Source organism: Rhizobium etli 8C-3 (genome assembly GCF_001908375.1).
GTDB lineage: Bacteria > Pseudomonadota > Alphaproteobacteria > Rhizobiales > Rhizobiaceae > Rhizobium > Rhizobium etli_B.
Genome location: NZ_CP017241.1, coordinates 1710764 through 1735129, shown reverse-complemented (window position 1 = coordinate 1735129; position 24366 = coordinate 1710764). Strand labels below are relative to the sequence as shown.

31 protein-coding genes are annotated in these 24366 nt (G+C 58.4%); 17 read left to right on the top strand and 14 right to left on the bottom strand.

Going from position 1 to position 24366, the window contains the following annotated elements:
- Positions 1-7: 7 nt before the first annotated feature.
- The 7 genes from exoR to AM571_RS08860 all read right to left on the bottom strand — a co-directional run bounded on the left by exoR (position 8) and on the right by AM571_RS08860 (position 9584).
- Positions 8-808: an exopolysaccharide production regulator ExoR gene (gene exoR, locus AM571_RS08890; protein WP_074061090.1), complete on the bottom strand. Its 801-nt coding sequence runs from the start codon at positions 806-808 to the stop codon at positions 8-10.
- Complete coding sequence (locus AM571_RS36925; RefSeq protein ID WP_074061089.1) at positions 802-1263, bottom strand: hypothetical protein; 462 nt, start codon at positions 1261-1263, stop codon at positions 802-804. Before AM571_RS36925 ends, exoR begins: the two co-directional genes overlap by 7 nt.
- 744 nt (positions 1264-2007) lie before the next feature.
- Entirely contained in the window at positions 2008-3264 is a 1257-nt protein-coding gene (locus AM571_RS08880; RefSeq protein WP_074061088.1) for an OmpP1/FadL family transporter, read from the bottom strand.
- A 397-nt stretch (positions 3265-3661) separates the two neighbouring features.
- Positions 3662-6502 (bottom strand): valine--tRNA ligase, encoded by a 2841-nt coding sequence (locus tag AM571_RS08875; RefSeq protein WP_074061087.1) that lies wholly within the window; start codon positions 6500-6502, stop codon positions 3662-3664.
- A 117-nt stretch (positions 6503-6619) separates the two neighbouring features.
- A complete protein-coding gene (locus AM571_RS08870) occupies positions 6620-7435 on the bottom strand; it encodes a PopZ family protein (protein WP_074061086.1) in 816 nt (271 codons plus the stop codon).
- A 232-nt stretch (positions 7436-7667) separates the two neighbouring features.
- Complete coding sequence (locus AM571_RS08865) at positions 7668-8333, bottom strand: protein-L-isoaspartate O-methyltransferase family protein (protein ID WP_196776315.1); 666 nt, start codon at positions 8331-8333, stop codon at positions 7668-7670.
- 345 nt (positions 8334-8678) lie between these two features.
- Positions 8679-9584 carry a hypothetical protein gene (locus AM571_RS08860; protein WP_081377050.1) on the bottom strand — a complete coding sequence of 302 codons (906 nt, stop codon included), beginning with the start codon at positions 9582-9584 and terminating at the stop codon, positions 8679-8681.
- 246 nt (positions 9585-9830) lie between these two features.
- On the opposite strand from AM571_RS08860, the gene AM571_RS38140 reads away from it, so the two are divergent.
- Positions 9831-10061 carry a DUF6719 family protein gene (locus AM571_RS38140; protein ID WP_074061085.1) on the top strand — a complete coding sequence of 77 codons (231 nt, stop codon included), beginning with the start codon at positions 9831-9833 and terminating at the stop codon, positions 10059-10061.
- Between the two features lie 196 nt (positions 10062-10257).
- Here AM571_RS38140 and AM571_RS08850 read toward each other — a convergent pair whose 3' ends face one another.
- Both AM571_RS08850 and AM571_RS08845 read right to left on the bottom strand, forming a co-directional pair.
- Positions 10258-11451 carry a tyrosine-type recombinase/integrase gene (locus AM571_RS08850; protein WP_074061084.1) on the bottom strand — a complete coding sequence of 398 codons (1194 nt, stop codon included), beginning with the start codon at positions 11449-11451 and terminating at the stop codon, positions 10258-10260.
- Between the two features lie 2 nt (positions 11452-11453).
- The gene (locus tag AM571_RS08845; RefSeq protein WP_074061083.1) at positions 11454-11984 is read right to left on the bottom strand and encodes an Arc family DNA-binding protein; all 531 of its coding nucleotides are present in this window, start codon (positions 11982-11984) and stop codon (positions 11454-11456) included.
- A 111-nt stretch (positions 11985-12095) separates the two neighbouring features.
- On the opposite strand from AM571_RS08845, the gene AM571_RS08840 reads away from it, so the two are divergent.
- From AM571_RS08840 to AM571_RS38330, 6 genes are all read left to right on the top strand, one after another.
- Entirely contained in the window at positions 12096-12296 is a 201-nt protein-coding gene (locus AM571_RS08840) for a helix-turn-helix domain-containing protein (protein WP_237358537.1), read from the top strand.
- Complete coding sequence (locus tag AM571_RS08835; RefSeq protein ID WP_074061082.1) at positions 12293-12481, top strand: hypothetical protein; 189 nt, start codon at positions 12293-12295, stop codon at positions 12479-12481. The genes AM571_RS08840 and AM571_RS08835 overlap by 4 nt, the downstream gene beginning before the upstream one ends.
- On the top strand, positions 12482-12988 hold the full coding sequence (locus tag AM571_RS08830; RefSeq protein ID WP_074061081.1) for a hypothetical protein: 507 nt from the start codon (positions 12482-12484) through the stop codon (positions 12986-12988).
- A gap of 133 nt (positions 12989-13121) precedes the next feature.
- The gene (locus tag AM571_RS08825; RefSeq protein WP_074061080.1) at positions 13122-13439 is read left to right on the top strand and encodes a DUF6074 family protein; all 318 of its coding nucleotides are present in this window, start codon (positions 13122-13124) and stop codon (positions 13437-13439) included.
- A complete protein-coding gene (locus AM571_RS08820; protein WP_074061079.1) occupies positions 13436-13627 on the top strand; it encodes a hypothetical protein in 192 nt (63 codons plus the stop codon). The genes AM571_RS08825 and AM571_RS08820 overlap by 4 nt, the downstream gene beginning before the upstream one ends.
- A 47-nt stretch (positions 13628-13674) precedes the next feature.
- Positions 13675-14082 carry a type II toxin-antitoxin system PemK/MazF family toxin gene (locus tag AM571_RS38330; RefSeq protein ID WP_074061078.1) on the top strand — a complete coding sequence of 136 codons (408 nt, stop codon included), beginning with the start codon at positions 13675-13677 and terminating at the stop codon, positions 14080-14082.
- A 131-nt stretch (positions 14083-14213) separates the two neighbouring features.
- Here AM571_RS38330 and AM571_RS08810 read toward each other — a convergent pair whose 3' ends face one another.
- Both AM571_RS08810 and AM571_RS08805 read right to left on the bottom strand, forming a co-directional pair.
- On the bottom strand, positions 14214-14417 hold the full coding sequence (locus AM571_RS08810; protein ID WP_074061077.1) for a hypothetical protein: 204 nt from the start codon (positions 14415-14417) through the stop codon (positions 14214-14216).
- Positions 14418-14432: 15 nt separating this feature from the next.
- Positions 14433-14936 (bottom strand): hypothetical protein, encoded by a 504-nt coding sequence (locus tag AM571_RS08805; RefSeq protein WP_074061076.1) that lies wholly within the window; start codon positions 14934-14936, stop codon positions 14433-14435.
- Between the two features lie 192 nt (positions 14937-15128).
- Between AM571_RS08805 and AM571_RS08800 the strand changes: the two genes are divergently transcribed.
- From AM571_RS08800 to AM571_RS08760, 10 genes are all read left to right on the top strand, one after another.
- Entirely contained in the window at positions 15129-15788 is a 660-nt protein-coding gene (locus AM571_RS08800) for a recombinase family protein (protein ID WP_074061075.1), read from the top strand.
- A gap of 125 nt (positions 15789-15913) precedes the next feature.
- Entirely contained in the window at positions 15914-16270 is a 357-nt protein-coding gene (locus tag AM571_RS08795; RefSeq protein WP_074061074.1) for a hypothetical protein, read from the top strand.
- On the top strand, positions 16267-17697 hold the full coding sequence (locus AM571_RS08790) for a terminase large subunit domain-containing protein (RefSeq protein ID WP_074061073.1): 1431 nt from the start codon (positions 16267-16269) through the stop codon (positions 17695-17697). The genes AM571_RS08795 and AM571_RS08790 overlap by 4 nt, the downstream gene beginning before the upstream one ends.
- 29 nt (positions 17698-17726) lie before the next feature.
- The gene (locus AM571_RS36155) at positions 17727-17900 is read left to right on the top strand and encodes a hypothetical protein (RefSeq protein ID WP_155774429.1); all 174 of its coding nucleotides are present in this window, start codon (positions 17727-17729) and stop codon (positions 17898-17900) included.
- Positions 17893-18786: a hypothetical protein gene (locus AM571_RS08785; RefSeq protein WP_074061072.1), complete on the top strand. Its 894-nt coding sequence runs from the start codon at positions 17893-17895 to the stop codon at positions 18784-18786. Before AM571_RS36155 ends, AM571_RS08785 begins: the two co-directional genes overlap by 8 nt.
- A gap of 16 nt (positions 18787-18802) precedes the next feature.
- A complete protein-coding gene (locus AM571_RS08780) occupies positions 18803-19075 on the top strand; it encodes a hypothetical protein (RefSeq protein ID WP_074061071.1) in 273 nt (90 codons plus the stop codon).
- Positions 19076-19079: 4 nt separating this feature from the next.
- Entirely contained in the window at positions 19080-19448 is a 369-nt protein-coding gene (locus AM571_RS36920; RefSeq protein WP_074061070.1) for a hypothetical protein, read from the top strand.
- A gap of 2 nt (positions 19449-19450) precedes the next feature.
- Positions 19451-19840 carry a hypothetical protein gene (locus tag AM571_RS08770; RefSeq protein WP_074061069.1) on the top strand — a complete coding sequence of 130 codons (390 nt, stop codon included), beginning with the start codon at positions 19451-19453 and terminating at the stop codon, positions 19838-19840.
- A gap of 7 nt (positions 19841-19847) precedes the next feature.
- Positions 19848-22466 (top strand): phage tail length tape measure family protein, encoded by a 2619-nt coding sequence (locus AM571_RS08765; protein WP_074061068.1) that lies wholly within the window; start codon positions 19848-19850, stop codon positions 22464-22466.
- A 1-nt stretch (position 22467) separates the two neighbouring features.
- Complete coding sequence (locus tag AM571_RS08760) at positions 22468-23097, top strand: DUF3102 domain-containing protein (RefSeq protein WP_074061067.1); 630 nt, start codon at positions 22468-22470, stop codon at positions 23095-23097.
- 232 nt (positions 23098-23329) lie between these two features.
- Here the strand turns inward: AM571_RS08760 and AM571_RS08755 are convergent, their stop codons facing one another.
- From AM571_RS08755 to AM571_RS08745, 3 genes are all read right to left on the bottom strand, one after another.
- Positions 23330-23536, bottom strand: a complete 207-nt coding sequence (locus AM571_RS08755; protein WP_074061066.1) for a hypothetical protein — start codon at positions 23534-23536, stop codon at positions 23330-23332.
- A gap of 5 nt (positions 23537-23541) precedes the next feature.
- Complete coding sequence (locus AM571_RS08750) at positions 23542-23967, bottom strand: hypothetical protein (RefSeq protein ID WP_237358536.1); 426 nt, start codon at positions 23965-23967, stop codon at positions 23542-23544.
- Between the two features lie 92 nt (positions 23968-24059).
- Complete coding sequence (locus AM571_RS08745) at positions 24060-24305, bottom strand: helix-turn-helix domain-containing protein (RefSeq protein WP_074061064.1); 246 nt, start codon at positions 24303-24305, stop codon at positions 24060-24062.
- Positions 24306-24366: the final 61 nt, after the last annotated feature.

Here is a 24366-nt window from a genome sequence, read left to right as displayed (position 1 = left end):
TCGAGAATTAATCGCTGCCGGTCGCGATCTTGTGGGAGAGCGAAACAGCCGTGCGGCGATCACCTTCGGTCGCGACCGAGAAGGCCTGCTCCTGCAGCGATTCCATCCAGCTGCAATCCTTCGGCTTGCAGCGATCGAGCGCCGCAGTCATCAGTGCCAGGCCGCGCGCCGACTGGCCCTCCTGGAAGAGGATATTGCCGAAGACCGACATGGCGCCGGGGTGACCGCTCTTGCGGGCCTGGTTCAGCCACTTCTTCGCCTGTTGCGGACTGCGCGTGCCGCCGTCGCCCGACAGCATCATCTGCGCGAGCTGGAACTGCGCTTCAGCGACGCCGAAGGTCGAAGCTACCTGAAAATAGAGCTGGCGGGCCTGGCTGAGATCGGTCCGCACCGGGCTGCCCGGAATGCCATGCTTGTAATAGTTGGCGAGCGACAAAAGTGCGTTGATGAAGAAGCCGGTATCCTCGGAGCCGGGCTCCACGCCCTGCTGCGCGATTTCGCTGTAAATCTTGAAGGCTTCGAAATCGTCCTGGGCGACGCCGTCGCCGTCGGCATACATATTGGCAAGCGCCCAGCGCGAACCGGTATGGCCCTTTTCGGCAGCGTATTTATAGGCTTCGATGGCCTCTTCCTTCTGGCCGCTCTTATAGGCCTTGAAGCCGAACTTGAAGAGATCAAAGGGACCGGATTCCTTTGTGACGCCTGCATTGATATCGAATGCCTTGGCCGGGGAGGTAATCGCCGCCGAAAGCGCGATAGACAGCCCCATAACGGCAGATCTGAAAAGTCTGAACTCGGATGTCAGCATTTCACTCGGTTTCTTTCGCTTCCATCGCAGACCGCCACGGCAGCAGAGACAGCTGCCTGGCTTCCCGGCGTATTCCTCCAGGCGAGCGATCCCGCGGCGGGCTCAATGGCCCCTTTGCCCGCGTCGCATCCAGCCTTCGGCCCTTCTTCAAGAGCCTGAATTTTTTGCGCATCACCATAGACCACCCGAGTTCCGGCCTGGTCCGCCTGCAATGCCTGCGGCGTCATTCCTGCGGAACGAACAAGCGTTCTTCCGCCATTCGAATATTCGTAAACACCAAATGTGACCAAACCGGTGCCGGCGTGATCGCGGTGCCTGCGTGCGGCGACAATGGACGCCGTATCATCGTGAAAATGACAGCTCGAATGCGTGACTTCTAAGTGAATATTTTGGGCGGAATCGCCTTGCGGGAAAAGCTGAATCGCACAAGAAACGGCATCAAAGCCGGCGCTCATACGCTCTCTCCCCGTCGCGGAAAAAACTCGACCCATCTTGCTTCTTAAACGTACCCTACGCCTGCCATTCCCTCGCCCGCAAATATCGCTGCGCTCTGTTTGTGGCGGGAAATGGACAAATTCGCCCCGTCGCTATGATATGTGAACTGTCGTAAAAATGTGTTGCTGAATCGTCACAAAATGAGATGTCTTGGAGCAAGGTTAATACGGCGGGCGCAAAGAAAAGACCGGGGTTCTTAAATTGACCCCTTAAAAATTGGAGACCAACTTCGGAGGTTTTTCTATGTCCAAGCACAGCACCGCTTTCAAGCAGTCCGTTGTTGCATTCTAGGTGGCGATGAGAGCTACGCGAGCGCTGGTGCTGCCTATGGGATTGATCATGGCACGGTGCGCAAAATTGTTCTCCAGCCGTGGTGTGCAGGCGGTGCGGGTCTTGCGCAGAAGATCGATTATTACACAACCGACCTCACGCTATTGGTACTTCGACGGATGTGGGAGGATTGACTGTCGCACCGTCAGGCAGCAGCGCTGTTCGAGATCCCCTTCGGATTGGGCGAGGCGCCACAAGGCTGGTGGGATTGATGCCCTTTCCCCGCGCAGCAGAGGAAGATCGCCATCAATGCCACAGCCGCCTCCCGTCAGCGTTCAAAGCCTGCAATCCGGTATCACCGACAACATTCGCATCATAAATTCAAAGGGCTGAGCCCTGTAAAGTTGCCGGGCTTTTCTACGCTTTGATGCAGATCAGAATTTTACTTTGAGCGATGTCGAGAGCGCCGTCACCAGATCGTTATCGAACTCGTATGTCGCCTCATCACCCACACCAACTCCGTCAATCGTCGTCGGAGACGAATCCCCGCTCGTCAGGATGCCCAGCACACCACCAAGGCGGAACTCGACGTTCTGGTTCGGTGAATAGGAAACGCCGGCGCCAAGCAACCAACTGTCGGTCTGCGAACCGAATTCCTGAGATGTGCCGCGGTCCCAAGTGACACTGACGGCGCCGCTCCACTGTTCATTGAACTTGTGACCGACACCGCCGGTGATCGTCCAGCCGTCTCGATACCCCAGATCGAGCGAGGTGATTTCGACGCCGCTATTGTAGAACGGAATACGCTGCAACTGGCTCCAATCCGTCCACTTGACCGAACCAAAAGCTAGCCAATCCGGTGCGATACCGGACTGGACCTTCAACTCCAGCGCATCAGGCATCGCCGTGGAGCCAGTAACAGGAATAACGGTTCCTGCTCCACCAATGACAGGGTCGAGAATTGCTGGGATATTCGTAAGATCCACAGTCCCGCTAACGCTGTCCAACTTGACTTCGCTGTAGTACATCAGGCTCGCACGAAACGCATATTCGGGAATCTCGTAGGCCACGCCGCCGCGCCATCCCCAGCCGTCACCCTCCAGATCCAGACGTCCGACACCGCTGCCACTGGCCAGACCGCCGGTCAAAGCGGTGATGACTTCGGGGGCGACAACGAGACGCTCCTTGAAGCCATCCATTTCGAGATAATTAGTGCCCCCAATAATGCGGAACTGCCCCGGTCCCACGTCAAACCTGTAAGAGCAGGTTAGAGCATAATTGTCGCTGTTGACCTTCGTTTCGATGTTGTCGTTCGCACCCGCCCAGTTGGCACCTGGATTGGCATGAGCGCCGTAAGGTTGCGAATAATCGGCCATACAGTCTGCGGCATCGCCGATTGCAACTTTGGCGCCGATGCGAGGTGACCAATAACTCTCACTGTCGTCAGCCGACGTAGAATGTCCGGGGATAGCGTTCAGATCCCCGTTCAACGGGTTGATATCGTCTACGTTCTTCAGTTTACGCTGCGGCATCACGAAAGTGGCCGTGGATTCGACTGCGAAGCGCGAAGGATCAAACAGAAGATCGATATTATACCCGCCGCGCTCCAGGCCCCCTGCAAACGACGGCGAGGCGATGGACGAAAGGACGGCGAGCGATGCTACGCCCCTGAAAACCATACGAGATGCCAACTGTGTCTCCCCCACTTAAGCACTCCAACGGCGGCAGAGTGCAGGTGATCGCCATAAATGGCAACTTGCGCCTTCTTGCAGCCACAATGCGGGAGAGTTGTTAAATTGACGTAAGAAATTGACGGACACGTCAATAGTTTTTCTTCATAAAATTTTATCCTAATACCCTAATCATTTATGGGTATTTTTGGACGGTCATTCCACACATCGTGCCATCTGTATCAATCTGACAACAGTCGTGGTTTTCGCCCCAAGAGGGCATTTCATTTCATAAATTCGCAAAACAGTATGAATGCAGACTGCAATATCCCGCCGGTACGATCGAATCATTCCAACGGGCGTCTTAAGGCGTCCGACCTGGCCGGACGCCTTAAAGTATTACGCGATCAAGAGCGGCTCAGGCCTCGCTGACGCGTGACAGCGCTACCTTGAGGCTTGCGATCTGGCTCTGGAATTCGGCCAGCCGCTCGCGCTCGGCTTCCACCACGTCCGGATTGGCATTGGCAACGAACTTCTCGTTCGAAAGCTTGCCGTTGATGCGCGCGATCTCTCCTTCGGTCTTGTTGATTGCCTTTTCCAAGCGAGTTCTTTCAACCGAAAGGTCGATCAGGGTGCCGAGCGGAAGGCAGACGGTCGCTTCGGAAACGACAATCTGCGCCGCCCCCTTGGGGGCGCTATCGGCAAGCGAAATCGCTTCGACACGAGCAAGGCGCTTGATCGCCGCCTCATGGCGCGCTAGCCGTTCGCGCGTCAGATTGTTGGCCTTGACGACCACGAGCGGCGCAGTCGCCGACGGCGGGACGTTCATTTCGGCGCGAACCGAGCGGATTCCGGAGACGAGGTCGATCAGCCAGTTGATCTCGTCGGCCGCAGCATTGTCAGCATAGGACGGCGCCGGCCATTCGGCATGGCAGATCAGCGTGTCGCGCTCGACACCCTCGCCTGCGGTATGCGCCCAAAGCTCCTCGGTCATGAACGGCATGAACGGATGCAGCAGCTTGTAGATCTCTTCGAGAACATAGGCGCTGCAGGCCTGAGCCTCCTTCTTCGCGCCCTCGTCTTCCCCGCTGAAGACCGGCTTCAGCAGTTCCAGATACCAATCGCAGACCTGATTCCAGACGAACCGGTAAAGCACCCCGGCCGCATCATTGAAGCGATAGGATTCGATTGCTTCTGTTACATCACGTTCCGTACGGGCAAGCTCCGTCAGGATCCAACGGTTGATCGTCAGCCCCGTCGCCTCCGGAACGAAGTTCGGATCGCTTTTGACGCCGTTCATTTCGGCAAAGCGGGTGGCGTTCCAAAGCTTGGTGCCGAAATTCCGGTAACCAGCGATACGGGCCGGATCGAGCTTAACATCGCGACCCTGTGCAGCCATGATCGCCAGCGTGAAGCGCAATGCGTCGGCGCCGTATTCGTCCATCAACTCGAGAGGATCGATGACGTTGCCCTTCGACTTCGACATCTTCTGGCCGTTCTTGTCGCGGACGAGCGCGTGGATATAGATGGTATGGAAGGGCTCGACCGGATTGCCGTCCTCGTCCTTCATGAAGTGCAGGCCCATCTGCATCATACGAACGACCCAAAACGGTATGATGTCGAAGCCTGTAACAAGGACGTTCGTCGGGTAGTATCGCGCCAGTTCTGGCGTCTGCTTCGGCCAGCCGAGAGTGGAGAAAGGCCAGAGCGCTGAGGAGAACCAGGTGTCGAGAACGTCCTCGTCGCGCGTCAGGATTTCGCCCGGCTTGAAATTTTCCAGGAGATCCTCGACATAGGCCTTCATCGGGCCTTCGTGAGAGAGGTAATGCTGGATCGCAGCCTGCAGCGCCTCTTCCTCGGTTTTCTCCACGAAGACCTGACCGTCCGGACCGTACCAGGCCGGGATCTGATGGCCCCACCAGAGCTGGCGGGAAATGCACCAGGGCTGGATGTTCTCCATCCACTGGAAGTAAGTGTTCTCCCAGTTCTTCGGAACAAATTTGGTGCGGCCTTCACGCACCGATGCGATGGCGGGCTTTGCAAGTGTCTTGTTGTCCACCCACCATTGTTCGGTCAAACGCGGCTCGATCGGCACGCCGCCGCGGTCGCCGTGCGGGACCGTATGTATGTGCGGCTCGATCTTGTCGAGCAAGCCCGCTTCCTCGAATATCTCGACGATGATCTTGCGTGCGGTGAAGCGATCCTGGCCTTCCAGCCGGTCCCAGGCCCCATGCAAGGCGGCCGGATGGTCGAGACCTTCCAGAAAGTCTTCGTTGTCCTTGATGGTAACCGAAGCATCTGTATTGAGCACGTTGATGGCGCGCAGGCCCGTGCGCCTGGCAACGTCGAAGTCGTTGAAGTCGTGTGCAGGGGTGACTTTGACGGCGCCGGTGCCGGCCGTCGGATCGGCGTAGTTGTCGGCAACGATCGGGATCTTGCGGCCGACGATCGGTAGAATGACGTGTTTGCCGATGATCGATTTGTAGCGCTCGTCGTCGGGATTCACCGCGACGCCAGTATCGCCGAGCATGGTCTCGGGCCGCGTGGTCGCAACGACCAGGTAGTCGCGCGTTTCGAATTCCGTGGGCTTCCCCTCCTCGTCAAAGGCAACGGGATGCTGATAGGTGACGCCGTCTTCGAGCGGATAGCGCAAATGCCAGAGATTGCCTTTGACCTCAACCTGCTCGACTTCCATGTCGGAGATCGCCGTCAGAAGCTTCGGGTCCCAGTTGACGAGGCGTTTGTCCTTGTAGATCAGACCCTCTTTGTAGAGCGTAACGAAAACCTCGAGGACAGCCTCCGAGAGGCCGTCATCCATCGTGAACCGTTCGCGCGACCAATCGCAGGAAGCACCTAGGCGCTTCAGCTGGTTGAAGATCAGGCCGCCCGATTCTGCCTTCCACTCCCAGACCTTCTCAATGAACGCGTCGCGGCCCATCTCGCGGCGGCCGGGCAGCTGCTGTTCCATCAGCTTGCGCTCGACAACCATCTGTGTGGCGATGCCAGCATGGTCCATGCCCGGCTGCCAGAGCACGTCCTTGCCGCGCATGCGCTCAAAGCGGATCATGATGTCCTGCAGCGTGTTGTTCAGCGCATGACCCATGTGCAGCGATCCGGTCACGTTCGGCGGCGGGATGACGATCGTGAAGGTCTCGGCGCCGGGCTTCTTGTTGGCGCCCGCGCGAAACGCATCGGCGTCATCCCATTTCGCAGCGATCTTCGGTTCGACTGCAGCGGAATCATAGGTCTTGTCGAGCATTTTATGACCAAACTTCGGGGTTTTAGGATGGGGGTTGTAAATAGGATGGCCGACGGCAAGTCAATATAAAAGCCGCCCCGGAGACCGGAGCGGCTTGTTCGACAAAAGCGGTCCCGGTCAGCGGCGCGGGCCGCGCGCCACGCGCTCGATTTCTTCGCGCACCAGCCGTTCGACAAGCGTCGGCAGGTTGTCGTCCAGCCACTCGCGCAGCATCGGGCGCAGCATGTCCTCGGCAATCTCGTCCAGCGAGCGGCGCTCGGCGCCATCGATCGCAAGCGCAAGCTCATCGAACGAACGTGCAACCTGCAGGCCGGCGCTCTGCGAAATCAGCGTCTGGGTTTCTTCCGCGCCGTTCAGGAGACTGTCTTCTTCAGCTTCGGCCGCCGGCGCGACGGCAGCCTGCGGCGCCGGTTCTGCAAGGGCTGGCTGCGGCACGTCAACTCGTTGTGCCTGCTCAACGGCCGGTGCTGGCATTGCGGCTGGCGGCGGAGCACTAAAAGATGCTGGAACGGCTTCGACCGGATGGCGGGCTTCCTGCTCGAAGTGTCCGGCAGGTTCCGGCTGACGAAAGACCGGTGCTTCGTGCTGCGGCTGCGGTGCCGAACGCTCCGAGGCGGCACGAACGCGTGCAGCCACATCGGCAAGCGACATCGCCCGCGCCGGCGCTTCCGCTTCGCGGCTGCCTGCCGAATTCGCCGCAACGAAACGCGGGTCAGACAGCATCATAGGCTCGGGGAACTCGACGTCAGCATAAGTTTCGTCCACCGTCAGATGAATGTTGGAATCGCTCTTTTCGTCATCGGCGCCGTAGACAGGCGGCAGGGATGACGAGATCGCCCTGCCCGCGCCCGGCTCATTGCTCTCGATGATCTGGCGGATCGACGCCAGAATCTCTTCCATGGACGGTTCACGCACTACGCCTGGCTGAGCCATATTTATCCCCGTTATCCCTGCAACAACGATCGGATTGCGTGGAGTGGGCATCCGAATCACCCAGACCTTAGAATACCCCAGACATGAAAAAAATCAGCGAGAATCAAATGAATGGGCCCGTGCACAGTTTTGTTGCTGCAGTCTAGGCCGTCACCGCTGACGCTTTTGCGACAGGCCTAAAACAAAACGGGCGCCCCGAGGCGCCCCATTTCGCAAGATCCTGAAGCTACGATCAGAAGACGAACTCTCGAACCTTGGCAAAGCCCGGCAACGGCTTGACCGAAGCATTGAAGAACACATTTTCCGAAACCGCGCCGTTTTCGCTGAAGAACACCTTAGCGCGGGCGGCGTTGCCGTAACCCTGGACGGTGACAAGACGGCCGCCCTCGGCGAGCTGGTCGAGAAGGGCAGCGGGGACCTCCTCGACGGAGCCATTGACGAAGATCAGATCGTAAGGCGCACTGGCGCTGTTGCCCTGCTCCAGCGCGCCTGTGACGACGGAAACGTTGGCGTAGCTGGAAAGATTCTTCTTTGCTTCGGCTGCAAGCGCTTCGTCGCATTCAAGGGCAACGACCGAACCGGCAAGCATGGCCAGAAGAGCCGACGTGTAGCCCGTCCCGCAGCCGACCTCGAGGACCGCATCGTCCGTAGTAATGGCAGCGAGTTGCAGCAGCTTTGCCAGCGGTGAAGCTTCCATCAGGAAGCGCGCCGGCTTGCCCTCCGATGCCGGTGAGATTTCGACATCGTTGTCGATATAGGCCAGAGCCTTGGACTTCTCCGGTACGAAGGCCTCGCGCGGCACCGTCAGGAAGGCTGTCAGCACGGAATGCGACGTGACGTCCGTCGTACGGATCTGGTTGTCGACCATCTTTGCGCGTGCTGCTTCGAAATCCATCATATCCTCTCGCCCGTTGAACGCGGCATTGTCACCCGTCCTCTTAATCTCCGCGGCTCGCGCTTTCAAGGCACAGTAAGCAACTGCGGGAAGAATCCTCCCGCTTGAGCCGCTGTCGTTCGGCGCGGCCGGGACTGCGACTGCTGTTTGGAACAAAGAGGCGGGTGTGATATTCTTAAAACCGGAGGAAAATGGAGGAGATGCAGTCCATGTCTGCCCTTTTCGAGTATCTCACGCTGTTCGACTTCTTCATCATCGCAGCACTCATCGCCATATTCTGCTGCGGCCTGCTGGATAGCGAAACGACACGATAGCGCCCAGAGCGAAGTGGATGCGCGCCCGTCCAACTTATGCGTATATCATCGCACAAGCCTCGCTCATCGACCTCGACAGCGCTTCAAACTTGACGGCCTGCCATCTCCGGTAATCTTCGATCAGGCGGGCGGAAATCCAGAATCCCTCGCTATATTGCGATCCATCCCAGCCGATGTCGCCGAGAGCTCTCGCACGGTTCAGCACCCGCACGATCTGCGTGCGCGAAACGTGGTAGCGGCTTGCAAGATCTGCCGGCCTCAGTTCACCGATATAGCAGCGCTCCGAAAGCGCATTGGCCGAGGGAAAACGGGCCACCAGGTCATGGATCACATTGCTGCCGAGATTGGTAAAGGTGAAGGTCTTCACGCTTTCCGGCGGATCGTTCCAGCGCGAATCGGCGATGAGTGCGCGAGCAGCGGGCGGCTGGGAATAATAAAGCAGCCGTGGGTCGGCCCGGGAAAGAGCAAGCCGCTCACCCCCGTCCAACCTGTCCAGCGATGCCATGTGGCTGTCGAACCAGTTGCGGATAAGATGCTCGGCCGCTTCGGAAAGCGCCAGCGGCCGCAGTCTCTTGTCGTGGCTCTCGCGTTCGGTGAAAAGCTTGTACTGGCGCATCTGCGCTATATAGGAAGCGATCGTATTCCTGCTCGCGAATCTGTGAAGCGGCGTGAACTCGGTAAGACGCGTCACCGTCAGATCCTCGCGGCTCGCATCCGTCCGACGCTCGAAATAGAAGGCGAGCGCCGCCTGGGCGACGAGCCAACGGCGCAGATCGGACGTATAGCGCACCGCGCGCGGCGCCTCATGATAGATGCCAATGAGGCGGCTGGCCGCCTCCGTCAGCGACATGGCAAACAGCGGTGATGCCAGAAGCTCCCGAACGCTATAGCCGGCCGGAATGCGCGCGTCTTGTCGAATTTCCTGTTCAATGGCCGGCATATCGGATCACAGCGGGACTGATAAGAGCAATTCGGCCCGACCGCAGCGCCAGGCTTTTGCCTTGGAGATTTACTCCTGGAGAGGTTCGCTCATTCTCCAAAATTATATTTATCTGTCAAATAATTGCTTGGTATGCGCCGGATGCGTCCGCCCACTAGCTCCGTTCGGGCTAATCCGATTGCGAAGTTTCCATCGAGTCCAATCCACTATATCTATCTATACAATTAACGAATAGATCGAGTGACAATGAGACGCACGATAAACATGCTTTGCGCATCTGCAGTTCTGTTCCTGGCTGGCTTCGCGCCGACAGAGGCTGCAATGAAGGTCGTAAAGCAAAAACCGACCGTTTCATCACTGGCTCCAGGCGAAGCCGTTCTCTACGATGACAAAAGGTGCCCGGCCGGCATGATCGCAAGGTACGCCAGAGCCAAAAATCGGGATGAAATTAGACGCGGCCAATGCGTCCACCACTGAACCCTACCAGTCGCTCGCGGCAAAAGGTTGCCAAGCTGCCAAGACACTTTCGGACATTTTATAGCTGCAAAGTACCAAAGGATTGAGAAGTTTGGAGGCCTCGCCCGGAATTGAACCGGGGTACAAGGATTTGCAGACTTTTCTCCATGATTGTTTTTAAAAGGCTTTTTGCTCCCGTGTCGCATCCATGTTGCAGTCAGGTGAGCAGTATGTTCGCGGCATGTGCTAGTTCTGTCCCGTCATCAGCCCGTGGGAACAGATGGCCATAGACGTCCATCGTCATGACGATCGATGCATGTCCAAGCCGCTCCTGCACCATCTTCGCCGGCAGCCCTAGCCCGCCATCGTCTTTTCGGTTGATAAGCCAGCTTGCGTAGAAGTGGCGCAACGCGTGCAGGCCGGTGTATTTGGCCTTGAGGATCGGATTTCCCTTCTTGTCGAGTTCCCCGGTGTCGATCGTCACCCCTGCCCTTACCATCGCCGGCTGAAGCCCCTTGGTGACGACATTGGAATGCGATCGGGAATCGCCGTCGGGATTGGCAAATACGACGCCGGCCTGATTGGACTGTTTGAGCTTCAGCTCCTTGAGCGCATTGATCACCAGAGGCGGAACGGGGATCGTTCGGACGCCAGCCTCGGACTTGGGCGGCCCGAGTTCCTTGTATTGGTCGACACGCTGGCGGACAGTAATCTCGCCTCGCTTGAAATCCACATCCTGCCAGCGCAGAGCACGCAGCTCGGACGATCTCATGCCGGTGAATATCAGCGTGATGAGCAACGGTCTCCAGTTGCCCTCCAGAACGGCGACAAGCGCCTTGATCTCGTCACGGGTCGGAATGTCTACCCCGACCTCTACGCGGCCCTTCTGACGCTTCTCGGCGCGTCTCTCACGGCCTTTCCTCCCGCCGCGGATATCGCGTACCGGATTACGCGTTGCCAGCCCTCGCTCATTGGCGTCAGCGAAGATCGAACCGAGCGAGGTGATAACCTTCTTGGTCATCGCTGGCGATCGGCCTTCTTTGCGGAGCTTATCCTCGAAGTCGCGCACTCCAGGAACCGTCAGCTTGGATAACAGCACACTGCCGATGATCGGCTTGATGTGATGCTCGAGGTGGCTCTTGCGCTGGTCGATCGTCGAACGCTCAAGGCCGGCTGTCTCGCCAGATGCGATCCAGAGTTTGCCAGCCTTCTCAACGGTGACGCTGGCACTGTCCGCGACGTGAACGCCTTCCCTCACCTCGACAGAGGCCGTAGCGGCGAACTGGTCGGCTTCCTTCTTCTTCGCGAAGGTTTTCAGTCGACGCGTGCCTTGGCCGTCGACATAATCGACGACCCAGGCGGATTTCTCGACGCCCTTCGGGGTAGTCCATTCTCGCTTGCGGACTGACATGGTTAATCCTCCGACCCGGAACGTCCGTCAACTTTTCGTTCAATGCGATCCAGCCGGTCGCGCATGTCTCCAAACAACTTGTCGAAAAGCTCCGAAGAAAGCGGAATGTCGCTGATTTTGGGCTCGGAACTGCGATGCGCTGAATGCAACAGCTCGGACTTTAATTTTTCGAGGTACGCGGCCTGTTCTTTCAACTCAGTGAACCGATTTTCGATTGCGCTCACTGTCTTTTCTTCCTCATGAGCTTCTTCGGATCTCGTGTGGATAAGATGCTGCAACATCGCAGATACTTTCTTCTGCTCGGTCATAGCGTCTTTCGCCGCTGCTAACTCCGCGCTCAGTCGCTTATTCTCCATCTTCAGATACGAAATATCACCCTGCAGTCGGTGGAGCCGAGGATACTGTTCGAGCCGCTCAACGATCTCAGCATTCAGAGATCGAGCGTGAATGTCCGCAGACTCCTTCAATGCATCGCGAAGACCCGGCGGCAGCCGCAAAAGGTACTGGTCAGATTTAGCGCGATTTTCGGTCATTACCTTCAATTCCCTTGGCTTCACTATCCAATGGATAATTTACCCCTTGACGTCAAGCATTATCCATTGGATATCTTTATCCGTTGGATATGTGCAAGAGGTAACTAGCGAATGACGGAAATGCAGAAAAGTACGACAGGCTCCATGGATTTGATCTGGGGCGCTGCAGAGATAGCAAAGCTAATCGGCAGATCGCCTCGTGCGACGTTCCACATGCTCGATACTGGGGAATTGCCCGCAAAGAAGGTCGGCGGTCGCTGGGTTGCCGAACGTAACAAGCTGTTGGCGTTCTTCATGGAGACCGCCGCATGACTGGCGCCGATCACGAGAACAACGACAGCGTCATGCAAGCCGCCCAGTGGTTGGCCGATGAAAAAGATCCGCCGCGGCCGATCATCCCGGCATTGCGATCGCGCTTCTCTCTGTCTACGCTTGAGGCGACGGAGGCGTGCGCGATGGCCCAGCGGTTTCGCGTGAACAGGAAAGCTTTCGGCTAGATGGCGGAACTCAACCTTCGCGACAAAAGCCGCACAGCCGGAAGATCTGGCGAGAAGAAGCGTAAGTGGATGGATTCCTTCATCCCTCGCCGACTTGAGATGCTGATCAGCCCCGCCTGGCAACGCGCTCCGCGGCCGCTATTGCGCCTGATAGAGCGTTTGGAAATCGAACACCTTCGACACGGCGGCCAGAACAACGGCGAGCTCTACGTCTCGTATCCTCAGTTCGTCGCATACGGCATGTCGAAGAAGTCCATACGCTCGACGTTGAAGCTGGGCGAGGAACTTGGCCTCCTCCAGGTGATCAGGGAAGAGCGAATTATCCAAGGGGACATACGGCCAGCCAATTGCTACCGGCTAACCTACGTGCCGGCGAAGGGGAAGCAAAACCCAACCGACGAATGGAAATGTGTCACCGAAGAGCGAGCCATTGCGCTTGTCGGCACCTACCGCGTGTTAGAAGCCAAAGCAGTAAAAGCCGAGAGGAGGGCTGCAGCGTGTCCATAGCATCCCAGTTCCCTTTCCTGCATCGTATCGGTTCCCTTTCCGGCTCGAAAGTGGTTCGTGTCGGTTCCCTTTCCTGCAATTGTGTTGGTTCCCTTTCTACTACTATCTCTTATATCTACGGTGGGAGGGGTCAATGATCGACAGCAAAGACCTTCCCCTCTTCGCCTGGCAGCCGCCTATCAAGATCATAGCCTTCCCGCTGATCAACCGGGTCGGTAAGATCCGCGACGTTGCCCGAAAGCTGCACGACAAGGCCACGGATCGCCATGCGGAATATTACCTGAAGCAGGTCACAGACGGGCTAGTCGCGCATCTCGACCGACTGGGGCTTTCACCAGAGGAGCGCGAGCGCCAAATCGACGCCTTCTGGGCCAAGGTCGAGCAAGAGGTAATCCGACTGTCATATCAGCGCCCGGATGCCGGCAGTCATGACCCGAGGGGCGCAGCATGAACGAGCAGCATCGCGCCGCCCTCGCCTGGGCAATCCTTCACCAGCCCACGCAGGAGGCATTCAGGCTGTCTACGGGCGAGGACATCAGCCCTGCCCTCGATCGATATCGGGAATGGCTCGAGGAGAACCTGTGCGGAAAGCCGGAGGACTTCGCGCTTGGGGACAACTCGACAAACCTGGGTAGATAACGGTCGGTTGAGTTGGTGAGTTGTTCGGAAGCTGATTAGAGTTCGGGATGTCGATTCGATACTCAGTTGCGCCTGGGACTTTACTGCTGTGTGATTATGGCCTTGGCGGGTTTGTTGAGCCGGAGATGGTGAAGCGCCGGCCGGCGATAGTGGTTTCCCCACGCCTTCCCCATCGCGATGGGCTGCACGCAGTGGTTCCTCTGTCAACGAAGCCCCCAGAGCGCCTGTTGACCTATGTGGTGGAGTTCAGGTTAGACCCTGTCCTGCCGGCGCCTTTTGATTCGCCTGTGATGTGGGCGAAATGCGACATGATCGCTACCGTGTGTTTCAGCCGACTTGATCTCTTTCGGACCGGTCGAGATCCGAACGGAAAGCGAAAGTATCTTACGAGGCGTGTCGACGAGGAAACGTTCGAGAGAATTCTGATCGGCGTGCGTGCTGGGCTCGGAATTTAACTTGACCTTAACGGAAGAATACCCATATTCGGGTTGATCGCTGGCGGTGAGAGCCGTTCAGCCTCAAGACCTCACCAGAGGCAGACCCCGCCAAGGCGATAACAAGCGTGGCGGGGTTTCTTGTATCTTATCTACCACCAACCGAAACTAGACCCGAACGGGTGAACGCCGGAAAGCACGGCGCCGGCAGTGGCAAGCGTGGCCAGGACGATTTGGTATTTTTCCAGCCGTAGCCGCTTCTCGAGGATGACGGCCTCGCCCTTCCAATAAAGCCGCCCGTCGTCGTCGACCTCAAGGTGTTTGATATCGTCCCATGTCATTCCGTGCCGCGCCATCAGTCCGTTCCTTGGCTAGCCCTGTGCGGCGGTTACAGTGACCAACGGATCGGCTTCTCGTTCGAATTCGTCTCTGCTCTCCCAGATCGCCCAATTCAACACAGGGGCAGCCTCGTTCGCAGGGCTGGCGCAGATATCAAGGTTCAAAAGATCAAAATGCAATTCGGTGTATTCTCGGTCGCTGGAGTCAAAGCAGACCATCCATCGATTGCCCTCTAGATGAAGACAGCCGGCAGTAAACCGATGCTGCTGATTTCCGGCCCAAAACTCTGCGGACGGAGAAGGGTTTACAAACCAATCCAAGCCGTATGAAACGCAGCGGCTAGTGTTGTTGCGTCGGAAGTGAAACGGGCGGGAGTTCTCTTGGGTGGCAATGTCCAATGCCCCAAGGACTGTGTACGGCGGTTCGTGCCCTAGGACGATGCAATACCCACGGAATTCTCCCATCCTGAAGACGATTAGTTCCCCAGGCTTCGTGTCCACCAGGCTTTTGGTCACAGCGCTTGAATTGATTTCCATCTTCCTCTCCCTCGTTGGTCAGAGCGATCCAATCAAAGCCGATAATGGTTTGCAATGCCGTTGAGGCGAAAAGGCCGAAATTGCAACTCTATGTTTCCATCGCTTGTACAATATCAATGCTTTAACAGCCTCAACGTTCGTTGACATTTGATAAGGATGTGAGAATATCCAGCAAAGGCAGGAGGGAAAGCCATGCTGAGATATGTCGTCTACACCCGCGTTTCGACTGAGGATCAGGGGAAGTCTGGCCTCGGCTTGGAGGCCCAGGATCGCGATATCGAGATCTTCCTCGACAAGTTCAGCGACGTGCCTTTCGAGGTGATCGGCCGCTTTCAGGACGTGCAGAGCGGTGGCGACAATGGCCGGCCGGAGTTGGAGAAGGCCCTTTCCTTGGTGCGCAAGACCGGCGCCGAGCTGCTGGTCGCCAAGCTCGATCGCTTGAGCCGCCGTGTATCTTTCATTGCCGCGCTGATGGACGACAAGAAGGTGAAACTCCGGGTGGCCTGCATGCCGAACGCCGACAAGTTCAGCCTGCACATCTACGCGGCCTTGGCAGAGCAAGAGCGTACCTTCATATCCGAGCGCACCAAGGCAGCCCTCAGGATGGCCAAGGAACGTGGCGTGAAGCTCGGGGGTATGCGTGACGCCACCATGAAGCGCAACGCAGCCGTACAAGCCAAAGCAGACACAGAGGCCGCCAAGGTCATGAAGCTGATTGCCCCTATGAAGGAAGGCGGCTCTTCTCTTTCGAACATCGCCCGCACCCTGGACGTGATGGGGATAGCGACCTCACGCGGTGGCAAGTGGACCGCGATGCAGGTCAGCCGGGTGATCGAGCGGTCTCGCGTGTAGGCCGCTCCAGCATGTTCCGCAAACGTTCTTGAATATCCCCCAGATACAGGGTAGATAGTAAGGGCATCCACAAGATGCAGTGATTGGCCGTCGTGATGACGCCCATGGCCCGGAGATGGAACCTTATGCCTGACATAGGCCCGTATTCCCGCCCTAATGTGCTGGCGAAGCTGGACGGACGCACGCGAGAAGCACGGCTGATGCAAACCGTGCGAGACGATCTCACGGCGCACATCGGCGGAAGGCCTACAGCCACCCAGAAAGCCCTTATCGATCGTGCCGCGTGGCTTCAGCTTCATGTGTCCCTGATGGATGCTAAGACGCTGGACGACGGTGGCCCTCTGTCTGAGCGTGACAGCCGGCAATACCTCGCGTGGTCGAATGCGCTCACCCGGATCATGCGCGATCTGGGAGCCGATCAGCCCAAGAGCAGGCCCAAGCGTAGCCTTCAGGATCTCCTCGCTGAGAGCGCCGCTGCATGAACATCCTTCAGGCCTGCGCACATCCCGAGATCTTTGCGCCTTGGTTCAAGAACCGAGACACCTATGTCGCGTGGTTTGCCTTCCTGGCTGCGTTGTTCGGCCTACCGATGACTGACGAGCAGCTCGAGCTTTATCAGAAGCATACGGGCCGCCAGGAAGCGCCTACAGAAGCGCAACGGGAGGCCTGGCTTGTCATCGGTCGCCGTGGTGGAAAATCCTTCACAATGGCCCTTATCGCGGTCTTCCTGGCCTGCTTCTTCGACTATCGGCAGTATCTGGCACCGGGCGAACGCGCCACGGTCCTGGTTATAGCGACCGATCGCCGGCAGGCGCGTGTGATCCTTCGTTATGTTCGAGCGATGCTCGACAACATCCCGTTGCTCAAGGACATGGTGGAACGCGACACGGCCGATTCCTTCGATCTCGACAACAGCACGACCATTGAGGTGGGGACGGCTTCGTTTCGGTCGACGCGCGGCTACACCTATGCCGCCGTCTTGTGCGACGAGCTCGCCTTCTGGCGGACGGATGACGCGGCAGAGCCCGATTACGCGATCCTGGACGCGATCCGGCCCGGTATGGCTTCCATCCCGACTTCGATGCTGCTGTGTGCCTCTTCGCCTCATGCGCGCCGTGGCGCGCTGTGGGATGCCTTCAAGCGGTTTTGGAGCAAGGATGACGCTCCGCTCGTCTGGCGAGCCGCCACGCGAGAGATGAACCCAACAATACCGCAATCGGTCGTCGACCGTGCGCTCGAGCGTGACCAGTCCTCGGCATCGGCCGAATACATGGCTGAGTTCCGCTCCGATATCGAGGACTTCGTCAGCCTTGAAGTCGTCGAGGCCTGCGTCACTACCGGCGTTTATGAGCGTCCCCGTATATCCGGTGTCCGCTACCGCGGCTTTGTCGACCCGAGCGGCGGCAGCAACGACTCCATGACGCTGGCAATCAGTCACAGCGAGGGCCGGCGCGTTGTTCTCGACTGCACGCGCGAGATCAAGCCACCATTCAGCCCAGAAGCTGTTGTCGACGACTTTGCCAAGACGTTGGCCAGCTACGGTATCCATGAAGTCGAAGGCGACCGCTATGCCGGCGAATGGCCTCGCGAACAGTTCCGCAAGAGGGGTATCTCTTACAAGCTATCGGAGAAGATCCGGTCAGACCTCTATCGTGACCTCTTGCCGATGCTGAACAGCGGCACCGTCGATCTTCTCGACGATAATCGCCTCGTCAACCAGATCGTAAACCTGGAGCGCCGTGTCAGCCGCGGCGGCAAGGAAAGCATCGACCACGCCCCTGGCGGCCATGACGACCTGGCGAACGCGGTGGCCGGCGCTCTCAATGCGTCCGTGAAGCCGGTCAACACCGTGGTCACGATGGAACTCTGGGAGGCACTTGAGACCGGCGGGCGTGGATACGGCCGATGAAACCCTCAGGATTTGAAAGGATCTCACCAATGAAGCCCTCGCACACCACGACAGTAAAACTCGGCGTCACCGTCGACATGAGCAAGTTCGGCCGGCAGCCCGACACGAAACCGACCGACATGTCGCATCAATCGCAAAACCTTGCCCAGGCGCGAAAGAGCGTCCGCGGCGACCTCAAGCTTGGAGACAAGAGCGATGCATAACGCTGATTCTAAATTCCCTGGCAAAGGGCGATCCGACAAGGGCAAGTGGATAGGTGTATGGATGCCGCAGTGGCGCGATCCTGGCGAGAGCGGCCCATTCACCACGCTGCGGCAGCTCTACAGCGATATTCAGGACGCGGCGGATAGCCTGAAGGCGAAGCGTGACGATCTGAACCGGAAGGGAAAGTACACGCCCTCCGGCCTTGCCGACGAGCTGAAGGGAGTGGTGCGAACCGAAACCATCCCAGCGATCCGAACCGCAGCGGCCGAGAAGGTCCGGCAGTTTCGGAGAGAGGTCGAATCTCGCCGTGCGGCAATGAAGCCATACGACCATGATCCCAAAGACATCGTCAGTGAAATGCGGCGCCAGGAGGTACGGGCGTGGCTTCGCACCCTGGCACCGGATGAGCGCACGAGCGCTGTAAGGCGCTCCAGTGACCCCTTCATCGTGGAAGCCGCGATATCCGTGCCCGTGGAACTGACGGGCTTGCTGCCGTCGACCCGCGATGACCTTGTGCAGAAGCTCATTGAGCAACGCTATGGTGACGAAATCGAGGCATTGAACGAGCTGGACGAGTGCGTGAAGACAGTCGAACAGGCGGTTGATGGCGCCCGCTCCGACGTCCGAGACGCGCTGGGTATGACCGACCACGATTTCAATGCGGAGTTCCGTGACGTCGAGGACGAGATCGATCGTCTTGCGGAGATTCGGGCGACCAAGCCTCAGCCCAAACTCCTCGACTTCGATTCGATCATGTCGAGCGTGAAGGCCATGAACCTCAACGAGCAGGAACAACTGCTGGAGGCTGTCAAGATTGAGCACAAGCGCTCTGATGACCGCGCCTTCCGCGACGCGATTGAAAAACTCGGCGGCAAGGCCGCCTAACGGGATGGATAGGAATATGGACACGAGCACCATCGAACTTACGGACCTCGCCAGAGGGCTTTTGCGGGCCGCTCTGGAGGACATCGCAAACACCACTCTGCCGACGGTCGAGATCGCAAACCGGATCGACAGTCATTTCGACCGCTATCTCGAGAAGGTGGCGAACATCGAGCGTGCGGGCCAGAGCGGCGCCGGCGAGCGTGAAGCCTTTGAAAGGGCTCGCGCTTTCGCCCGCGAAATTCTGCGGGTTTCGCGCATCGAATCTAACGCTTCGGCCAAGGCGGCCTGACGAAATGCGACCCCTACCGCTCCATGGTGAAGGAACCGGGCACCGTGGCGTCACAGCGGCGGGGGGCGCAGCTTTCGATGCTATCACCGCGGCGGCGACCTTCAAGGATAGCGTCGCGGCCTTTGGCATCGCCGCGCACGATCTGTTGACTTGCGACGGCGGCTATCGGCTTGCACGGGCGGAACTGGTGAAGCTTTACCGTGGCAGAAAAGCAGAGATCGAAACGATGCTTGCGGCATTCCGCAACCGGCCGTGGCCTGCTGAGGATCATCTGGCGGTGCGTGACGTCGGCGAGCATGCCCTTGCTATCCTCGATGTCCTTTTTCGAGACTTTCGACAGGCACTCGCCGTCCTACACGATAGAAAGGGGTGACGATGGCCGACGCGTTCAATTTTGCGCTCGATCTTCGGAAATTCGTCGACTCCATCCCCGAGGAGATGGTGAAACCGGTCGTTCAGAAACTCGCCTTGCATGCGCTGCGCGGGGTGGTGATGAAATCCCCCGTCGACACTGGCCGGTTCCGTGGCAACTGGAACGTGGCAGTCAATCGGATCGATTATTCGGTCACAGCAGAAACGGACAAATCCGGCGGAAGCGTCATAGCCAAGGGCGCCGCATTGATCGCATCGGCCGGACCGGACCAGGCTATCTACATCTCCAACAACGTCCCGTACGCGGCCGCGCTCGAAACTGGCCATTCCAAGCAAGCGCCGGCCGGCGTGGTCGCTCTGACGTTCGCTGAACTCGAATCCATGATCCTGTGAGGACGATATGACCAGCAACAAGACACTCAACATCGTCATTGACCCCTCGGGAGCTGAGACCGGCGGCCGAGTCGTCAAACGAACGATTGAAGAAGTAGCCGCTGCAGCCGCGAAGGCTGAGCAGAGCGTTCAGAGCCTGTCAGCGAAAAGCGGCAGGGCGATGCGTGCCGTCGGCGTGTCCGCACAGGGCGCCAGCCGAGACATGAGAGACTTTAGCGCATCGGCAGATTATGCCGGTCGCGCATATAGCGCCATGGCGACCAACATGAGCAGGACGGCCAGTCTCGCCGCCTTCCAGCGCCGCAACCTGATCTTCCAGTTGAACGACGTCGCTGTTTCCCTCGCCTCCGGCATGAATCCGTTGATGGTAATGGCGCAGCAAGGCTCCCAGATCTCCCAGATCTACGCAGGACAGGGCGGCGTCGTCGCGGCTCTCCGCGAGACTGGAAAGATGGCAGGAGAGGCAGCAACGCGCTTCGGACGTTGGGGCGCTGTGCTCGCTCCTGTCGCGCTCGGGCTATCTCACATCAAGACCGAGGCGGAAAGCGCCCTGCATAGTTCCGTCTCATGGGGCGAAGTCATGACGGCGACGTTCCAGACCATTCGGGACGCGCTGCAGAACACCTTCGGGCCAGCAGTGTCGACGATCGTCGATCCACTGATCTATGCCTTCGGGAAATTGCAGTCGGCCGCCGTGGATGTCGCCGAGCTTGTCATCAACTCGTTCCGCGCGGCTGGAGTTGACGTCGCTTTCGTCTGGGATCAGCTTCCGAACATCGTTGGCGGCGCTTTCGTTGGTGCTGTGAACGTCGCGATCGATCACCTGAACAAGCTGGTGAATGCCTCGAAGGAAGCGGTCAATCAGATCATCGGTGCCTTTAACAAGATTCCAGGCGTTGACCTATCGATGCTGGACACGTCGGGGCAGACGATACAGAGGCTCGAGAATACCTATGCGACGGATCTCACAACGGCGGCGCAGGAACATGCTGCGCGTCAGCGGGCGATCATGTCGAGCCAACCGTTGCGTGAGGGGGCAGGAAACATCGTCGATCGCATCGGCGCCAACCGCGCCCGCTCCGGGCTTGCCGACCTTGCCAACATGGATTTCTCGAAGTCCATTCAGGGCGCAACCTCGCTCGGTCAGGCGATTGGCAGCATCGCCACGGCGGCCAGCCAGGCATCGACCACCGTCGTCGACGTCAACCAGCAGATCATGGATGCCCGCCGGCAGACACTCACCAGCTTCGAGCAGACCGGCAATCAGCTGCGCTCGATGAAGACCGAACTTTCCGATATCCAGAAGACGCTTGCCGCGGCTGCGCAGACGCCGGTCTCCGATATCTTCGGAGACAGCATCGGCCAGGAAGCCGCCGGCGCGATCGAGGCGGCCGCCTCCTCCATCCAGAAGGTCTTCAAGGCGCTGGACGGCGGGCAGATCACCGCAAAGACCGCTCATGAGAGCCTGGAACTGGTGCGCGCCAGCCTGCAGCAGATCGGCGGCGACAAGAAGTCGATCGACTCGTTCGTCGATGCGCTGATCAACGGCAACATCCGCGTCAGGGATCTGGAATCCGGCGTCAAGTCGCTGTCGCAATCGATCCTCAACATCCCCGACAAGATCGTCTCGATCGGCATCCAGCAGTACAATGTCCCGTCTGCTGGCGGTGGCACGGCCAACGTCAATGTCATCGGCGGTAACGCCGACATGCGGGCGCAGCAGTACACGATCAACGGCCAGGCGCACACCGTCTATGGTGGCAACGGCAACTACAGCACCAACACGAGCGGGCTCATCGATGCGTATGACTACGCGATGATGAACGCGACGCTCGGCTACGGCGGCGCCCGCGCAGCCGGTGGCCCGGTCGCATCCGGCGGAACCTATCTCGTCGGCGAGGAAGGCCCGGAGCTCGTCACCATGGGCGGCGCCGGGATGGTGGCGAACACCAATTCCACCGCCTCGATCCTGTCGGGCGGCCGCGATACGCTTTCACTGATCGAGGATCACCTCTACAGCATCATGCAGGAAGTCCGCATCCATACCGGATATTGGGAGACGGCCGACAGCAACGATCTGGAGATCATCGCCTGCCTGAAACAGATCAAGTCTGTGGCGGCCGCGTCGGCTTCCTACAGCAGCGGCGGCGGCTCCTCGTCATCGTCTGGTCGCGGCAGTGGCTATGGTAGCGGCTACGGCAGCACGAATGGCAGCGCCATGCCGTACAGCGGTGTCGATTTCTCCTCGGTCTATAACTTCATGGGCATCGGCAGCTACAACGGCACCGGCGCCATCGGCTATGACACCTACGGCATCAGCCCCGCCGTCCACGGCACCAATACCGGGATGCGCGACCTGCACACGCCGTATTTCGCGACCGGCGGGCAGATCATGCCGGGCGAGGACCAGAAGGTCGAACTGTTCAAGAAGAACAGCGAGCGGGTGATCATCATCGACGACAGCAAGGTGACTGACGGCACTCAGGGCAAGAACACCGGCAAATCCGCCGAGCGGCCGATCCAGATCATCAATCATTTCCACAACGCCAACATCGGCGATGCCCGTTCGCGTCAGGCGATGGAGGATCAATTCCGCCGCGCGATCCTGCAGACCGTGAGGAGCTGACATGTCTGAAGTGATTGTTCGTTCCATCTGCGCAGAGTTCGACGTCGAGATCGTTCCGGCCAATGTATTTCCGCAGCCGGGACAGACCCGCGCCGTGGCCACCATGTGCCAGATCCTTGCGAAATATGGAGAAAGCCATTTCCGGCTCGTCATGACGACACTGAGCGAGACCCGCGACAACAATGCGCTAATCGATCAAACGAGCCTGTGGGCCGTCTCTGACCTCATCAGGGCATGTCCTGAATGGGTGGAGCAGCGCACGTCGGAGTGGCTGGAATGGTGGGATCGGATTCCGCTCGGGCCGATCATGGCAACGATCAACCAGCTCCGCGGCTTCAGCCATCAGCGTCATGCGCTTGCCGGCGCCATCTATTACCGCCTCACGGCATTTGCTCAGGAACGCCTGGCCTCGCAGGACACGGCCGGCAGTATCAAGGCCAAGGTTCCAGAGATCCGCACTCGCCTTTACGCGAGGGGAGATAAGGCGCTCGAAATTGGACAGAAGCTGATCGCAGCTCGATCTCAGGTACCGCACGGTGAATGGCTTCCATGGCTACGCGATACTGCCCGCATCAGTTATCCCGCGGCCAAGCGCTACATGCGGCTCGCCAGAGAGGCCGCCGGCGCATGACGATCTACAAGCGAGCCCGACCTCTCTGCGATTGGCGAAGATATAGCCCATATTAGCTAGTTGCCATACACAAAGGCTTCACGCTTTATGGTTAATGAACTTTGGTCGGTTCTAGCCACCGCTTCGCCTTTGTCGCAGAAGGCAGGGCGGTGGCCTTTTAATGACCTCCTGTTCGAAGGCCCGCCAACACCCCGGCGGGCCTTTTCGATTGAGCGCTGCATCCAAGTTGCAATCAGGAGAAACATCCGGGCGGGGTGATCCGCTCGACCGCCGCAATCTCCTTTTCAGTCAGCGGCCGGCCGTTCTCCCAGGCGCACCTGATGCCATACAGGTAGAAGACGGCCTCCAGCGTATCGCCGACCCGCTTGATCGGGCGATCCGGATAAAGGTCGTTATAGCGCTGACGAGCGGCTTCGAGATCGGCTGAAACATCGGCCATTTGATCTATTCCTTGTCGGCATAGCTTAGACGGATTTTATTTCTGTCACTCAGCCATTCCGCCGGCGTTCGAATACGCTTCTGGTCCATTTTCAGGTAGGGCAAACACAGCTCTGAGAAATCCAACGGCCATTTGTTGAAGTGGTCTTCGATCCCCAGGATTTCACTCACAATAGCTTCGCGCTCTGGGCCGTCTTCTTCAGTTTTTTCGAGCCGGTTTTTCAGCCGCGAAAGATCGTAGACCTTTGCCTTCAGGCTCTCGATCGCTTCGGGAACCTCATCCCCGAACAAAAACCGAGCATCTGCGTAGGCGGCAGCGAGTTTGCGTCCGGCATTGAAGCCCACGAGATTGCCTTCGTTCGTCCAAAAATAGACGACGACCTTATGGACCTCATCGTAAACCCTTAATCGGCGCTCGAAGAGATCGAGCATCACCTTCTGGTGAGCTGTCCGCCATTGCAGGAAAGCGATGACGATGGCGATTGCTGCAATTGTCGGAGTGAGGAGCGCGGCAAGCGTCTGCATCACTTCCCAAGCCTCACGCCTGGGCCGCCGTCGCTCATCCCCTCATCGATAAAGGTTACCCCGGCCGCCTTGAGTGCATCAGTGACCGCGTCGAGCGTCTCAGTGCGCCCCTTCACGCGATCGGCACCATACGCCTCCATATTCCGGATGGTATTCGCACTCACACCGGCCTTCTCAGCCAAGGCGACTTGCTCCATTCCGACGAGAGAACGGGCAGCTTTTATCTGGTATCCAGTAATAGGCATCTTTGCTCCAATCACAGTAATTTTGGTATAATACACAAGTTACTGTTGACAGCAATATGAC